Consider the following 14,455-nt stretch of genomic DNA (forward strand, 5'->3'; position numbering starts at 1 on the left):
ATTATAAAAAATTTTATATTTACCTTGACAAGCTATATCTTTCACATAAACTTGTATTTGTGAGGCTAATTTAGACGGAGTTAAGCTGAGGTTAGAGCTGTTGCCTTGCCAAGGTGGCAAGGTAGATAATATCCTAGAAAATTGGAGGGATTTTCGTGAGTTGGGTGGATGAAGTAGTTGAAAAGCAGGTTAAATCCAGGTGGCCGTGGCAGCCAGAGTTTATTCAGGCTGTTACCGAGTTTGTCAATGCCGTAAGGCCTGTGCTTGAAAGCGATCCGAAGTATAAAAAACACGCAATTTTAGAGAGGATTATTGTTCCTGAGAGGACTGTTGTTTTTAGAGTAACTTGGGAAAAAGATAATGGAGACATCGAAGTAAATTACGGTTACAGGATTCAGATGAACAGCGCCCTTGGCCCATATAAGGGCGGTTTGAGGTTCCATCCAAGCGTAAACCTGAGCATCCTCAAATTCCTTGCATTTGAGCAGATTTTCAAAAACTCTCTTACGGGGCTTCCTATGGGGGCAGGAAAAGGTGGAAGCAACTTCGATCCTAAAGGTAAGAGCGACAATGAAGTCCGCCGTTTCTGCCAGGCGTTCATGACCGAACTGTATCGCCACATAGGTTCTAACACTGATGTGCCTGCCGGCGATATAGGTGTAGGGGCAAGGGAAATAGCCTATCTATTTGGCCAGTATAAAAAGATTGCAAATCTTCATGATGGTGGTGTTCTCACTGGCAAGACTGTTGGTTGGGGCGGAAGCCTGATTAGGCCTGAGGCTACTGGTTATGGCTGTGTGTACTTTGCCGAGGAGATGCTCAAGACCAAAGGCGACTCCATAGGAGGCAAAAGGGTTCTCATTTCGGGTTCTGGTAATGTTGCCCAATATGCTGCGCAGAAAGTTAACCAGCTGGGCGGTAAGGTCATTTCTCTTTCCGACTCAAGTGGTACCGTTATCGACGAAGATGGAATTGAAGGAGAAAAGTGGGAATTTGTTATGGAGCTCAAGAACGTCAAACGTGGCAGGATCAAGGAGTACGCAGAGAAGTTCCCCACAGCCAAATACTATGAAGGTAAGAGGCCTTGGGGGCTTGCAGAAGCGGAAGTTGCGCTGCCTTGTGCCACTCAGAATGAGCTCGATCTGGAAGATGCGAAAGCACTCGTTAAAAACGGCTGCATAGCTGTAGCGGAAGGTGCTAACATGCCTACTACATTGGAAGCTACTGACTACTTGCTTGAAAACAAGATCCTTTTCGCTCCTGGTAAGGCGTCTAATGCAGGTGGTGTCGCTACTTCCGGTCTCGAGATGTCTCAGAACAGCATGAGACTTTTCTGGACCAAGGAAGAAGTTGACAAGAAGCTCCATGAGATAATGGTGAATATACATAAGAGCTGTGTGGAAGCAGCTGCAGAGTATGGACATCCTGGAAACTATGTTGTGGGGGCCAACATCGCTGGTTTCCTCCGTGTAGCCAAGGCGATGATAGACCAGGGCTTCTAAGAAAAAGGAGTTTTGTAAAAATATATAGTGTGTTAGAATCCGTGGGGGGCTTTTGCCCCCCTTTTTTAGTTGAGTATACTAAGGACCTTAAATTATGTATAATATACCAAATTAGATGTGCTTGTTTATTTGTTGCTGTTGTTTATATGCAGATTGGTGGCTCTAGCTTCAAATTTTTGGGGAAAGGGGCAATTTAATGGCGGATGTTTCTAATATTCCTAACTTGGCAGAGGTTCTCCTGTCTCAATCCGAAGAGCTTGTAGATGAAATAGTTTCATGGAGAAGAGAATTTCATCAATTTCCCGAACTAGGTTTTGAGGAGAACATAACTTCTTCAAAAATTGTCTCGGCGCTAGAGTCCATGGATTCAATAGAAGTGGTTAAAGGCTTAGGCGCTCCTACGTCTGTTATAGGGGTCCTAGGAAAGGGTTTGCATGGCCCATCGATAGCGCTGAGAGTGAATATGGATGCAGTACCTATACAGGAAAAGACAGGGTTTACTTTCTCTTCGTGTTTTCCAGGCATGATGCATGCCTGTGGACATGATTCCCACATGGCTGCCCTATTGGGAGCGGCTAAGTTGCTTAGCTTGCACAGAGACAAGCTGAAAAGACCTGTGGTTTTCTTATTTCAACCAGCCGAAGAGGGCAAAGGTGGAGCAAAGAAACTCATAGAGGAAGGTTTTTTGGACAAGTTTAGGGTTGGTGAAATGTTTGGGTTTCATTTTTGGCCCAAAATACCCTATGGAGAGATTCACACAAAAAAGGGGCTGTTCACTGCTCTTTCTGACCGCATACATATAGCAATTCGAGGGACAGCTACCCATGCATCTAGTCCCCACCTGGGTGTAGATCCCCTAATCGTGGCTGCAAATATAATGTTGGCGGTGCAGGGGATAATAACTAGAGAGTTAGATCCCTTGGAGACTGCTGTGATAACTTTTGGGCAAATGGAGGCAGGAGAGATATATAACATAGTTCCGGAATCTGCTCATCTGTGGGGCACTTTAAGGGCATTTAGTGAAAAAGTGCGGGATTTTATTAAGGAACGTATGGAGAACATGGTTCCTTTGGTTGCCCAAGCCCATAGAGCCATTGCGAATGTGGAATATATAAAGAATTATCCCAGTCTAATAAATGATCCTTTATTGACAGAAAAAGTAATAAGTTTGGCTAAGTCATTTTTTGGAGAGAGCCAGGTTTTTAATATGGCCAGTCCTATCCTTAATGGTGAGGATTTCTCTTTTTATTCCCTGAAGGTGCCATGTAATTTTATGCTTTTAGGAACTGGTTTGGATGTAGGGCTTCATAGTGCAGCATATGATGTTCCTGAGGATTTGATCCCTATAGGAGCGGCTTGGCTGGCTTATTTAGGGTTGAAGGTTTAATATTTTTTGATCAAGCTTTTAAATCTTTCTTTTTGTATTTTCAAATATGAGGAGGTTAGGGTTGTTGAATCGACTAGAAGATCGCATCCTTGAAATATGCAAAAAAGCCGGCGGGGAAAAGGCCTTCTGGTGGAGAGGGACGTGGTGGTCTCGCAACGTTCTTAGTGAGATGGTAACAAGGTGCAGAGATACTTTGAAGTCCGCTGGTTTCGGTGAAGGGCAAGTTTTGGCCGTTATAATGCCCAATTGCCCTTTGTTTTTATCCTTGGCTGTAGCAGTCTGGAGTCTTAAAGGGACGTTATTGCCATTAAATTTGCAGGCAGGCAGGCTTAACATGGCGAAGCACCTACAGCATGCAGGTGTGTCTTTGGCTGTCATGCCTGAGGGGATGGAAAGTGCGGCCGAAGATCTTACCAAGATGGGAATCTTGACGATAACTGCTCCTTTAGAAGGCCCTTTGCCTTCTGTAAAAGTGGGGCCTAATAGATCCTCTAATGCGGAAACAGCGGTCCTCTTTTATACTTCAGGGACTACGGGTTCCCCCAAGGCAGTTCCCCTTACACATGCTAACTTGCTGGATAATGTTACTAAATCTATAGATCATTTTATGGAATTACAGCCGGGGGATCGCTTTTTAAATGTGCTACCTAATTTCCATGCCCTAGGTTTTACAACTAGTAGCCTTTTGCCCTTGTTAGGAGGCTTTCCTCAGCTGATTCTGCCGAATTTTATGCCTGCAGAAAACACCTTGGCAGCCATTCTTGAGGCTGAGGTAACGGCTGTAATTGCGGTTCCAACCATGATAGCTTTGATGTTAGGCGCTATAGCTAGGGGGGCAGAGATACCTACTTCTTTGAGAATATTGGTATCTGGAGGAGATAAATTCCCGCCCTTATTGGACCAGCGGATTCAAAAGATATTAGGAATTGGTGTTCTTGAAGGTTATGGACTTACCGAAACCTCACCTGTGGTTTCGATAAACCCTGGACAAAAAGCAAGGAAATTGGGCACTGTTGGCACTATATTGAAAGGGTACGAGGTGCAAATTAGGGATAAAGAAGGAAATATAATTAAAGATCCAGAAACTGAAGGGGTTTTGTGGCTAAAGGGGCCTTCTGTTTTTGAAGGGTATTTCAAAGATGCTCAGCGTACTGCTGAAAGGATAAAAGATGGATGGTTTAATACAGGCGACATAGTCAAAATCGACAAAGACGGATATCTTAGCATACTCGATAGGGAGAGCGACATAATAATTGTAGGGGGATTCAATGTGTATCCGGCAGAAGTGGAAGAAGTAATTCAGTCAATTCCTGGAGTTTCAGAGACGGCCGTTGTAGGGATAGCTCATCCCGTCAGTGGAGAAATAGTAAAAGCGTATGTCGTAAAGAGACCAGGCACTAGCGTTCAATCCAGGGATATAATTTCTTATTGCAAGGAACGACTTGCTCACTATAAAGTCCCAAGAGTTGTGGAGTTTGTGGACGATTTACCGCGTTCAAGTATCGGAAAGGTATTAAGACGGGAACTTCGAAATAGGTGAGGTCCAAATATGGAAAGTTTATTTTCTAAGTGTTCAGTTATAGTAGTGGGAGATGCAATGGTCGACCATTATATATGGGGCGATGCCTCTAGGATCTCTCCAGAAGCCCCAGTTCCAGTTGTAAACGTCCATCGAGAGGAATATAGGCCTGGTGGTGCGGCCAACGTAGCAGCCAATGTTGTAGGTTTAGGTGGGAATGCTGAGCTTGTCACGTTTTACGGGAGGGACTTTGCAGGTAATATCTTGGAGGCCTTGGCGAAGAAATATAGCTACGGGTTTAGCCGCTCTGTGGCATTAGAGAATGTAAAGACCATTAGAAAAACAAGAGTTGTGGCACGAGCCCAGCAGATAGTCAGGGTAGATTGGGAGGAAAAACTTATATTAGAAAAAGCATCAGAGAGTCTTTTATGGAAAAGCTTGGAAGAGAAGGCCTCAGGCAGCAAGGTTTTAGTGCTTTCTGACTACGGTAAAGGAATGATAGGGGATGAAAGGGCTTCTAGGTTAATCCAATGGGCTAAGGAGCAAAACATAAATGTTGTCATAGATCCTAAACCACCAGCGAAGAATGGCTATCGTGGTGCCACGGTGGTTACTCCTAACAGGAAAGAAGCCGAGATAATGTCCGGTGAACGTATAGATACTTTGCGGGACGCCGAAAGAGTTGCATTAAAGTTGAGAAAGGAGCTAGAGCTTGATGCTTTGGTTTTAACCCTTGGCGGTGACGGAATGATGCTAGCTAGTGAAGAAGGATGTTTTCATTACCCTGCCCTTGAGCAGGAAGTATACGATGTTTCAGGTGCGGGTGATACGGTGGTGGCTTGTGTGGCATTGTCTATTGCAGCTGGCCTGGATTATGATGTCACTTCTAGACTGGCTATGATAACTGCTGGGATTGCTGTTTCAAAGGTGGGTACGGCTGTGGTTCATTGGGATGATGTAATAAAGACCAGAGAGTGGGCCTCAACTAGCGAACATATTGCCCTGGCGAAAGAGGCAAAAGGAGGGGGACCTCATGTTAGGAGTTAACGTTAATCTGCTTGTTCCTCCGTTGTCGGAAGAACAAGAGGCTATTAAGGCTTTTTTAGAAAAGCAGGGGCTGGTTTATGAGGGAAGGCCTGATGCGTCTGTAATAGTAGAGGATCCGTCGGGCAATATAATAGCGACAGGCAGCCTTTCAGGTAAAGTTTTAAAAATGCTGGCTATTGACCCCCAGTGGCGGGAAGCAAACCTTTCAGGAACCATAATAACTCGACTTATAGAATATGGAAGAAGTAAAGGAATTACTCATTTTTTTGTGTTTACGAAACCGGACGTAGCAGATAAATTCCGTTCTTTTGGTTTCAGGGAGCTTGCAAGATACAAAGATTATGCAGCGGTTTTAGAAATGGGTCATCCCGGAGTAGACCACTTTAAAAGATATCTTTTGGAAAACAAGAAAGAACTTAAAGAGGGACAAACTGCTGGGGCAGTTGTAGTGAATTGTAATCCATTTACTAAAGGGCATCAGTATTTGATAGAACAGGCATCGAAAGCTGTGGACCACCTGTATGTAGTTGTGGTGGAAGCCGACCTTTCGTCGTTTCCTTTCAAGCACAGAATTGAATTGGTGAAAAAAGGAACCTCTCATCTACCTAACGTCACTGTCATAAAAAGTGGAGACTATGCAGTTTCTCCGGCCACATTTCCTTCTTACTTCATGAAAGATGCGTCTGCGGAGAAGATTGCCTCCATTCAAGCCAGGCTCGACGTAACTTTATTTGCCAATTTATTCGTGCCAGTCCTTCAAATTTCCAAGAGGTTTGTCGGTACAGAACCTTATTGTGCTGTAACTGGTTCATATAATGAGGCCATGAAGGAGGTTTTGCCTCCTAGAGGCGTTGACCTTGTGGAAATACCCAGGTTGACACTGGGAGATGGTACAATTGTGTCAGCTTCTACGGTTAGGGAACTGATAAGGAGAGATGATTGGGAGAATATAAGAAGGTTGGTACCAGAGACCACTTGGGAATATCTGGTATCTGAGAAAGCTGGGTCTGTTTTGGCAAAGATAAAGGAAAGTACAGGCCGCCATTAACCGCTGGGAGGGGACTTTTATGAGTCCCACGGCAGAGAAGTGGATAAAGGTTTCTTTCAAGGTTTGCGTTATTGCGGTTGTGATATTGTGGATCTCAGCATTTGCCCCCGTTGAGGCTGAGGCCAAAGTAAAAATAATGCCTCTCAAACAAGGAGATTTAATTTTAGCTTTTGGCGATAGCCTCACCTTCGGAACTGGCGCTCCCAAAGGGCAATCCTATCCTGAGTTCCTTCAGGATGAGCTCGGGCTAGAGGTAATAAATGCAGGGGTTCCAGGAGAGTTAGCTTCAAAGGGAGCTAAGAGGCTCTCAGACCTTCTGGAAGAGTATAATCCCTCCTTAGTGCTGATATGCCATGGAGGCAACGACATCTTACATGGAAGGCCTGACGAACTTATAGAGCAGGATCTGGCAGCCATGGCAGAAACGGTGAAATTTACACCTGCAGACCTTGTAATAATAGGTGTTCCTAAGCCGGGGTTGGGATTAGTGGTCCCATCCTTTTACGAAACAGTTGCAGAAAAATATAACGCTCTTTATGAAGGAGAAGTTCTACGGGAGGTCCTTTCCAACCCAAGTCTCAAAAGTGATCTTATTCATCCTAATGCAGAAGGGTACAGAATCATAGCCGAAGCTTTAGCCAAATTGATAAAAAAATCCCAGTGGTAGAGGCTGTTTTAATGAGCGGTTATAATTTTAATTGCCTTGCAAGTAAGAAATCCAAAGCTTCTTTTAAATTGTTAAAATGATTGGGATGGTTTGCCAGATAATTCCCTATGGCAAAAAATTTGCCTCTACCGTAAGCTTTAAAGGCTTCTAGATCACTTTGAGTGTCTCCAAAATAGTATACGTTTTCGAATTTCAATGTTTGTGAAAGGACGTAAAATCCTTCTGGGGAAGGCTTGGAAATTCCCATATCCGATGTAATGTAATGATCTTTGGGTAAATCGGACCAGCCCAGAATCTCGAGGGCTAGCTGAAGTTCAGAACGACTTCTTCCAGTGTATATACCTACTGGAATAGAAAAGCTGCTCCAATGGGTGGTTATGTTGGGAGTTTCCAAATGCCATAGCCCCTTAATGCGTACATTTTGGGGGAGTCTGCCGTTGATGTGCTGCAATGTATTGGAACCAAAGTAGATTTCCTCACACAACTTTCGTACTTCTTCTCTTTTGGGAATATCGGAACCAAACATAGAGAGAACCCATGGGATGGGATCGCCTTGCTTGCAGCTCGACAAAATGTTTCCCCACTCCAATGGGCTTATGCGACTTTCAGATAACCTTTTAATCCTTTTGCTGGCAAGGAAAGCGAGAAATGCCCAAGCTATATCGTAATCGTCGTTAAAAGAAGGATGATTTTTGGTTACCTTGTAGTGCTCTTTCCCAAAAGGCCTGCAGTCTACTTGTAAGTTTAGTTTGTATTTGCTCCACCATTGTATTGCTGTAAAAACCACGTTAGGAAAAGATCTTGAAGTGTCCACCAGGACACCATCAACGTCGAAGATCAGAGCTCTTTTAGCTGCCATTGCTACCTCCATGTCTAGAAGAAAGTTCTTTCCAAATCGCTGTCAAAGGCAAATCTAAGTATACAAGGGCTACCAGGCAATGGTAAAGTAGATCAGACATTTCTGAAATGACTTGACCCTTTTTGCCCGTCGCCGCTGCGATGGCTGTCTCTACCCCTTCTTCGCCAATTTTCTGGGCTATACGTTCTATCCCCGAAGAAAATAAGTTGGCAGTGTAACTTCCTTTTGGCATCACCCTCTTCCTGAGTTTTAAAGTAGACAATAAACGATGTAAGAACGTAATGTTATCTTCTATTAGAGGAATCTCTCCTTCAATAGATCTGAAAAAGCAAGAAACTTCTCCTGTGTGACATGCCGGCCCCTGAGGTTCCACCAGAGCCAGTAGAGTGTCGCCGTCGCAATCCACCAGAAGTTTTTTGAGTTTCATGACATTGCCGCTAGTTTCTCCTTTGCGCCATAATTCTCCTCTTGACCTGCTCCAAAACACCAACTCTTTTCGCTTAAGTGTTTCAAGAACCCCTTCCTTATTGGTCCACGCCATCATTAGAACTAGACCGGTCTCTTGATCCTGGACTACGACTGGTACTAGTCCTTTTTCGTCAAATTTAATTTTTTCTATTTGTGCACCCATAGCACTCTTCCTCTCTGATAGGTGTTCCCTCTGATTTGAGGTATTTTTTTAAATCTTTTATTTTTATCTGGTCATAATGGAAAACTGATGCCGCTAAGACTCCATCAGCTCCAGCCTTTATGGCTTCAAGAAAATCTTCTTTCTTTCCTGCCCCCCCCGAGGCGATTATGGGCACATTTACTGAATTACTTGCCTCAGCGATGAGCCTTAAGTCATATCCATCCTTAGTTCCGTCCTTGTCTATAGATGTTAGTAAAATTTCTCCACAACCCAGCGACACGCCTCTTTTGATCCAGCTTATAGCTTCAAGGCCTGTGGGGGTAGTGCCGCCGTTGACGAAGACCTCGTAACGTCCCTTTTTTCCATTGAAGGCGACATCCACTGCCAGGACTACGGCTTGGCTGCCCAGAAGCTGGGAGCATTCTTTTATCAAGTTAGGTTCCCTTACAGCTGATGTGTTGAGAGAAATTTTGTCTGCTCCGAGGCTTATGATGAATTTTGCTTCTTCCACGGAGCTTATGCCTCCGCCAACTGTGAAGGGAATAAAAATACGTTGTGCTACTTTTTCTACCCACTGAGCCATTGTTTTCCGGCGTTCATTGGAGGCTGAAATATCCAGAAACACAATTTCATCAGCGCCTTCATTCATGTAAGTAAGCGCCAGCTCCGCGGGCTCCCCCGCATCCTTTAAACCCTTAAAGTTTATGCCTTTAACAGTCCGTCCATTTTTGACGTCGAGGCAGGGAATTATGCGCTTAGTTAACATCGCTTAGCAACCTCCAAGGCTTCTTTTATGTTTATTTTCCCTTCGTATATAGATTTTCCTAATACCACGCCATTAAGCCCCTCAAGTTTGAGTTTCGTTATATCAGAAATATTGGCTATTCCCCCTGCAGCTATTACTTCTGCTTTGCTTTTTGTCCCGGAAATAATGGTTCTGTAAAGACGAACCTCCGGCCCTCTTAAAGTACCGTCTCTATCTATTGATGTAACAAGAAACGTTCTGTAGCCAATAGACACTAAGTAATTTATTATCTCATGGGGGTGTAAATTCTTGGTTTTTTCCCAACCATGAGTAGAGACCATGCCATTTTTGACGTCTACAGCAGGTACCACCCTGTCGTTGAATTTCTCAAATAGTACGTTGGGAGTCGATTTGTCCCTGAAGAGCAGACTACCTACCATTACGCGAGTAGCTCCAGCTGATAGGGCGTTTTCTATGTCCTTAAAGGTTCTTAAGCCTCCTCCGAACTGTATCTTAAGTTCCATCTTTGCAAATTCTTCCAATAGATCCAGGTGGGTGGGAGTGCCTTTTTTAGCCCCTTCTAAATCCACTACATGGATCCACCGAGCTCCCTGCAATGCAAAGTTTTCAGCGGTTTTTATGGGATTATGGCTGTATATAGTTCCTTTGTTGAAATCTCCCTTGTATAACCTTATGACTTTATGTTCAAAAAGGTCTAAAGCTGGGAATATTTCCATGACTATTCCTCCAATTCCTCAATTGCCCAACGCAAAAGAGATAGGCCTTTTCCCCCACTTCGTTCGGGATGAAATTGAAAGCCTATGGCGTTAGGTTTTTGTATTATGGCAGAGAATAAACTTTCTCCATATGTAGTTATTCCTGTTGTATTGTTCGTAACCTCAAGGGCATAAGAGTGAACAAAGTAGAAATATGCCTCCTTGGAGCTTTCTCCCCACGGAGAAGTGAAGTTACTGATCCACTTAACTTCGTTCCAGCCAATATGGGGTAATTTGGGAACATTTACTAGTTTTTTTATTGTCCCTTCAAATATTCCTAGCCCTTCGGAGTAGTTGCCTTCGGTGCTGCTTTCACATAGAAGCTGCATGCCAAGGCATATGCCTAAGATAGGTTTCCCCTTTTCTTCCCAATCTTTTAGGAAATCAAACCAGCCGGTTTTTTTCAGTTTTTCTGAGGCTGGAGCGAAGGAGCCAACACCTGGAAGCAGTATAATCTCTACCTTATGTGATAAATCAAAAGTTTTTTCTACTACAAGGGCTTCTTTACCAATGAATTTTAAAGCCCTCAGTATGTTGCCAATGTTTCCTGCACCGTAATTTATTATGGCTATCATGACCATACTCCCTTCGTGCTTGGATCCAAAGGGCTAGGGGTTAGGGCTTGGCCAAGGGAGAGGCCCATTCCCTTAAAGATGGCTTCAGCCAAGTGATGGGAGTTATCACAAGAAAGGGCTTTAATATGTATTGTCATGCGGCCCTCTCTGGATAGTGCCCTAAAAAACTCTTCTACGAGTTCTGTGTCAAAATCTCCACACTTGGGGGTGGGAAATATGGCATCAAAAGAGCAAAAAGCCCTTCCTCCCATGTCAATGGAAACCATGACTAAAGTCCCGTCCATTGGCAGCAGACACCAACCATAGCGTTTATACTTGTTTTTTGAGAAGATTTTATTAAGATGAATTCCCAAAGTTGAACCTATGTCCTCGACCAGATGATGATAATCTATGTCTACATCGCCTTTACCTTCTATTTTTCCGCTCCAACCAGCATGGTGTAACAATTGCTCCAACATGTGAGCCAAAAAGGAGCAGGGTATATCTATTTTGACTTGACCGGGCTCAAGGCTTAAACCTATAGATATGTCTGTTTCCTTTGTCTGTCTTTTGGTTATTTCCATCATAAGCGCTTCCTCTCCTTCAAAATCCTGATTTTTTCCAGGAATCTGCCAAGCTTATCCCAGTGTTCGTGCACGCTTTTGTTGTTTGCAATTATTCGCAGCGATACCTGTGTTACCTCTTCCACTACCTGCAGGCCGTTTGCCCTAAGAGTTTCTCCAGTTTGTACGATGTCCAATATTCCATCACTTAACCCAAGGAGGGGGGCTAATTCTATGGAACCTTTAAGAGGGATTACCTCTGGTTGGATACCCATGGAAGAGAAGTACTGTTTGGTTATATTAGGATATTTTGTTGCTATCCTTATTCCCATTAGACTGCTTTTGTGTTTTAGGAAGAGATTAACAAGGCTTTGAGGGCCAGCAATTACCAGCCTGCACAACCCTTCTTGAGTATCTGTTATTTCTACCAGTGATGCGCCGCTCTCCCATATTACATCGCTACCTGCAAAGGCAACATCGGCAGCCCCGTGATGGACATAAGTTGGTACGTCCATAGGTTTTACCAAGATGTATCTAATTCCCTCTTCTTCTATAACAAGGGCTCTACCTCTGTTTTCGATGTTTACGCATGGTATGTTCATTTCCTTAAGTAACTTTATGCATGTTTTTAGCATCCTACCTTTTGGGAGAGCAAAAGTCAGCATTTTCTCTCCTCCTTTTCCAACCACTCAGCAAGGTCGTACTCGCAAGCATTTCCCAAATCGTATATCTTGTTTAGAGAAATGCTGAGCCACCATCTAAACTTACGCCTTTTTGCCAGATCAATGGATTGTTGCCTATTGTTTGTCCAGCTTAACTCTACGTGAAAACCTCTATCTGCCAATATGTTGGCTTTTTCCATGGCATTTTTAGGGCTGGCTTTACCAGCCCATATCATTACCCAGTTTGAGGTTGTGTTTGATTCTTTTGCTTGAGTTATACCCTCCAGGTCTAGAGCGAATCCTATAGCTTGTCCAATAATGCCGTAAGACGTTAGAAGGGCGTCATATCTCCCGCCTCCGCCTAAAAGCTTCTTGGATCTTGGGCTGTAGACCTCGAAGACAGGGCCACTGTAATAGTTAAGCCTTCTGGATAGAGCAAAATCCACCACGATGCGCTTTGCATATCCCAGTTTTTCCAATGAAGAAATCACGTATTTTATGTCTTCTAGAGGTGTTTCCTTTGGCAATAGCCTTTCAGCTTTTTCCAATATGGTGGTTTCTCCCTTTAAAGTGGGGAGAGCTAAAAGGGGTGAAAGCTTCAATTGGGGGACAGGATGCCTTTCCAATATGCTGTAATACTCTGCAAGGGATTGTCTAAGGAGCGCGTTTCTCAATGATTGAGCTATATCTGGGGCAGTTTTCTTGAGTATGAAATCTATTATGTTTGTGTCTCCAATGACAACCTGGGCATCATTGTGCCCCAGCAGGTCAAGCACCTTAAGCATAATTGATATGATCTCTATATCGGCACCATTGCCATCCCATCCTATTAATTCTGCCCCAAGCTGGAGATGCTCTAGATTTGTTTCTGGCTCTTCTGGCCCCAAAAAAATTTTATCAGCATAACAGATTCGCAGAGGCCTTTCCTGTGGTGCATAGTGGGAGGAAATGTAAGATACGGCTGTTAGCGTTAAATCAGGTCTAAGACATGCTACTTCTCCGTACGGAGTGTTGAGAACTATAAGTTTTTCCCTTATTGATGGTGGCAGCTTACTCCAGCAGGACGATAGCAGCTGTATGGTTGAAGGGCAGAAAACTTTGTAGCCGAAGGCTGAAAAAACTTTCAAAAAGGTATTTCTGGCCGCTTCTATTGATGCGGCCTTAGGGCCGCTGTATATGCGACATCCAGAGGGGATTTTAGTCATTGGATTTCCTCCTAAGTTGCATTGATAATTTGTGGGCCATAAGCCCTTCTTCCTGGGCGAGGATTTCGCCACTTTCAGCTAGGGACGCAGCACCTCTAGCGTCGATAGAAAGAAAGTACTGAGGGCGCATAAAAGTTCCAGTCCACAAAGCTCCGTTCCATCTGGCTGTTCCTGCTGTAGGGAGTATGTGGTTTGTTCCTGCTATGTAGTCTCCGAAAGCTTCAGCGCTATTGTGCCCTATGAATGCTGCCCCAAATGAGTTTAGTTTTTCAAGGTAGTTCTCAGCATCAGCAATTGCTAGTTCAAGGTGTTCTGGTGCCATTTGATTGGCGAATTCAATTGCCTCATAAATGTCTCCAACGTATATTTCGCCGTTTCCTTCCCAAAAGGCTCTTAGAGTGCCTGAAGGGTCTATTGCTCTCAGGTGAAATTCAATATGCTCTAAGACCTCTTTAGCTAGTGCCTCGTCTGTCGAGAATAAAACACTTCTGGCCATCGGGTCATGCTCTGATTGAGCTAATAGGTCTGCTGCAACAAGGCTTGGATCAGCTGAGTTGTCAGCTATTATCAGCACCTCGCTTGGGCCTGCCAGGCCATCGATTCCGATAGTTCCATAGAGTTGTTTTTTGGCTTCTGTCACATACGCGTTGCCTGGGCCGGCGATGAAATCTACCGGTTCTATGCCCTCAACTCCATAGGCTAATGCTGCTACACCGTGTGCTCCGCCCATGGCATATACTTCTTCTACCCCTACGAGTTTCAAAGCCGCGAGAATTGAAGGATGTATCCCCTTTTTGCCTCTGGCCGGAGAGATAGCGACTATCCGTGAAACTTCGGCTTCTTGAGCAGGAATAACGGACATTAGCACTGTGCTGGGGAGGGGATATCTCCCTGATGGTATATACACGCCGGTGCTGTTCACAGGAGTAAAACGTATGCCGGCAGTTATTCCTTTTTCTGTGTCTAGGGCCATTTTATTTAGTAAGGTTTTTTGCGCCTTATGAAAAGCCCGTATATTACTTATTGCCCTCTCTATACTCCTTCTAAGTTCAACAGAGATGGCTTCAAGGGCCTTGTCCATTTGTTCTTTTTCTATTTTTAGGGGACCGTCATATCCATCAAGTTCTTTTATAAACTTTAATAAGGCTTTTTTGCCAACATTCCTGATGGCGTCCAATATCTCTTTTACTCGGTTTTCTACGGTTAGATTATTGGCTTCAGCTGCGATTTTGCGTGATTTTATGCTTTTCATCGTTCACCACCCTCATAGTAGTAATTTATCTTGATAAA

General features: G+C 44.0%; 15 protein-coding genes. 6 read left to right on the top strand and 9 right to left on the bottom strand.

Features of this window, described 5'->3' with window-relative positions:
• Positions 1-155 precede the first annotated feature (155 nt).
• The 6 genes from gdhA to H0Z23_RS03620 all read left to right on the top strand — a co-directional run bounded on the left by gdhA (position 156) and on the right by H0Z23_RS03620 (position 7,170).
• Positions 156-1,502: an NADP-specific glutamate dehydrogenase gene (gene gdhA, locus H0Z23_RS03595; RefSeq protein ID WP_296867598.1), complete on the top strand. Its 1,347-nt coding sequence runs from the start codon at positions 156-158 to the stop codon at positions 1,500-1,502.
• A gap of 196 nt (positions 1,503-1,698) precedes the next feature.
• Complete coding sequence (locus tag H0Z23_RS03600; protein ID WP_296867599.1) at positions 1,699-2,889, top strand: M20 family metallopeptidase; 1,191 nt, start codon at positions 1,699-1,701, stop codon at positions 2,887-2,889.
• 64 nt (positions 2,890-2,953) lie between these two features.
• On the top strand, positions 2,954-4,429 hold the full coding sequence (locus tag H0Z23_RS03605; protein WP_296867600.1) for an AMP-binding protein: 1,476 nt from the start codon (positions 2,954-2,956) through the stop codon (positions 4,427-4,429).
• Between the two features lie 9 nt (positions 4,430-4,438).
• On the top strand, positions 4,439-5,455 hold the full coding sequence (locus H0Z23_RS03610) for a PfkB family carbohydrate kinase (protein ID WP_296867601.1): 1,017 nt from the start codon (positions 4,439-4,441) through the stop codon (positions 5,453-5,455).
• Positions 5,442-6,503, top strand: coding sequence for a [citrate (pro-3S)-lyase] ligase (gene citC, locus H0Z23_RS03615; RefSeq protein WP_296867602.1), 1,062 nt, complete (start codon positions 5,442-5,444; stop codon positions 6,501-6,503). Before H0Z23_RS03610 ends, citC begins: the two co-directional genes overlap by 14 nt.
• Positions 6,504-6,522: 19 nt before the next feature.
• The gene (locus H0Z23_RS03620) at positions 6,523-7,170 is read left to right on the top strand and encodes a GDSL-type esterase/lipase family protein (RefSeq protein WP_296867603.1); all 648 of its coding nucleotides are present in this window, start codon (positions 6,523-6,525) and stop codon (positions 7,168-7,170) included.
• Between the two features lie 19 nt (positions 7,171-7,189).
• On the opposite strand, the gene H0Z23_RS03625 is transcribed toward H0Z23_RS03620, so the two are convergent.
• From H0Z23_RS03625 to hisD, 9 genes are read right to left on the bottom strand one after another with little or no spacing between them, the layout of a single operon-like run.
• A complete protein-coding gene (locus H0Z23_RS03625) occupies positions 7,190-8,029 on the bottom strand; it encodes an HAD family hydrolase (RefSeq protein ID WP_296867604.1) in 840 nt (279 codons plus the stop codon).
• Positions 8,019-8,660 carry a bifunctional phosphoribosyl-AMP cyclohydrolase/phosphoribosyl-ATP diphosphatase HisIE gene (gene hisIE, locus H0Z23_RS03630; RefSeq protein ID WP_296867605.1) on the bottom strand — a complete coding sequence of 214 codons (642 nt, stop codon included), beginning with the start codon at positions 8,658-8,660 and terminating at the stop codon, positions 8,019-8,021. The genes H0Z23_RS03625 and hisIE overlap by 11 nt, the downstream gene beginning before the upstream one ends.
• Complete coding sequence (hisF, locus tag H0Z23_RS03635) at positions 8,635-9,426, bottom strand: imidazole glycerol phosphate synthase subunit HisF (RefSeq protein WP_296867606.1); 792 nt, start codon at positions 9,424-9,426, stop codon at positions 8,635-8,637. Before hisF ends, hisIE begins: the two co-directional genes overlap by 26 nt.
• On the bottom strand, positions 9,420-10,142 hold the full coding sequence (locus tag H0Z23_RS03640; RefSeq protein ID WP_296867607.1) for a 1-(5-phosphoribosyl)-5-[(5-phosphoribosylamino)methylideneamino] imidazole-4-carboxamide isomerase: 723 nt from the start codon (positions 10,140-10,142) through the stop codon (positions 9,420-9,422). The genes hisF and H0Z23_RS03640 overlap by 7 nt, the downstream gene beginning before the upstream one ends.
• 2 nt (positions 10,143-10,144) lie before the next feature.
• The gene (hisH, locus tag H0Z23_RS03645) at positions 10,145-10,756 is read right to left on the bottom strand and encodes an imidazole glycerol phosphate synthase subunit HisH (RefSeq protein ID WP_296867608.1); all 612 of its coding nucleotides are present in this window, start codon (positions 10,754-10,756) and stop codon (positions 10,145-10,147) included.
• Positions 10,753-11,322, bottom strand: coding sequence for an imidazoleglycerol-phosphate dehydratase HisB (hisB, locus tag H0Z23_RS03650; protein ID WP_296867609.1), 570 nt, complete (start codon positions 11,320-11,322; stop codon positions 10,753-10,755). Before hisB ends, hisH begins: the two co-directional genes overlap by 4 nt.
• On the bottom strand, positions 11,319-11,963 hold the full coding sequence (gene hisG, locus H0Z23_RS03655) for an ATP phosphoribosyltransferase (RefSeq protein ID WP_296867610.1): 645 nt from the start codon (positions 11,961-11,963) through the stop codon (positions 11,319-11,321). Before hisG ends, hisB begins: the two co-directional genes overlap by 4 nt.
• A complete protein-coding gene (locus H0Z23_RS03660; RefSeq protein ID WP_296867611.1) occupies positions 11,957-13,165 on the bottom strand; it encodes an ATP phosphoribosyltransferase regulatory subunit in 1,209 nt (402 codons plus the stop codon). The genes hisG and H0Z23_RS03660 overlap by 7 nt, the downstream gene beginning before the upstream one ends.
• Entirely contained in the window at positions 13,158-14,417 is a 1,260-nt protein-coding gene (gene hisD / locus H0Z23_RS03665) for a histidinol dehydrogenase (protein WP_296867612.1), read from the bottom strand. Before hisD ends, H0Z23_RS03660 begins: the two co-directional genes overlap by 8 nt.
• Positions 14,418-14,455: the final 38 nt, after the last annotated feature.

This window comes from Thermovirga sp. (genome assembly GCF_017656375.1).
Lineage (GTDB): Bacteria > Synergistota > Synergistia > Synergistales > Thermovirgaceae > Thermovirga.

Excerpts from the sequence above, each read along its gene's own strand:
- hisH (WP_296867608.1), bottom strand. The coding sequence starts at position 10,756 with ATGATAGCCATAATAAATTACGGTGCAGGAAACATTGGCAACATACTG.
- hisB (WP_296867609.1), bottom strand. The coding sequence starts at position 11,322 with ATGATGGAAATAACCAAAAGACAGACAAAGGAAACAGACATATCTATA.
- H0Z23_RS03600 (WP_296867599.1), top strand. The coding sequence starts at position 1,699 with ATGGCGGATGTTTCTAATATTCCTAACTTGGCAGAGGTTCTCCTGTCT.
- H0Z23_RS03620 (WP_296867603.1), top strand. The coding sequence starts at position 6,523 with ATGAGTCCCACGGCAGAGAAGTGGATAAAGGTTTCTTTCAAGGTTTGC.
- hisD (WP_296867612.1), bottom strand. The coding sequence starts at position 14,417 with ATGAAAAGCATAAAATCACGCAAAATCGCAGCTGAAGCCAATAATCTA.
- citC (WP_296867602.1), top strand. The coding sequence starts at position 5,442 with ATGTTAGGAGTTAACGTTAATCTGCTTGTTCCTCCGTTGTCGGAAGAA.
- hisF (WP_296867606.1), bottom strand. The coding sequence starts at position 9,426 with ATGTTAACTAAGCGCATAATTCCCTGCCTCGACGTCAAAAATGGACGG.
- H0Z23_RS03625 (WP_296867604.1), bottom strand. The coding sequence starts at position 8,029 with ATGGCAGCTAAAAGAGCTCTGATCTTCGACGTTGATGGTGTCCTGGTG.
- hisIE (WP_296867605.1), bottom strand. The coding sequence starts at position 8,660 with ATGGGTGCACAAATAGAAAAAATTAAATTTGACGAAAAAGGACTAGTA.
- H0Z23_RS03640 (WP_296867607.1), bottom strand. The coding sequence starts at position 10,142 with ATGGAAATATTCCCAGCTTTAGACCTTTTTGAACATAAAGTCATAAGG.
- H0Z23_RS03610 (WP_296867601.1), top strand. The coding sequence starts at position 4,439 with ATGGAAAGTTTATTTTCTAAGTGTTCAGTTATAGTAGTGGGAGATGCA.
- hisG (WP_296867610.1), bottom strand. The coding sequence starts at position 11,963 with ATGCTGACTTTTGCTCTCCCAAAAGGTAGGATGCTAAAAACATGCATA.
- H0Z23_RS03660 (WP_296867611.1), bottom strand. The coding sequence starts at position 13,165 with ATGACTAAAATCCCCTCTGGATGTCGCATATACAGCGGCCCTAAGGCC.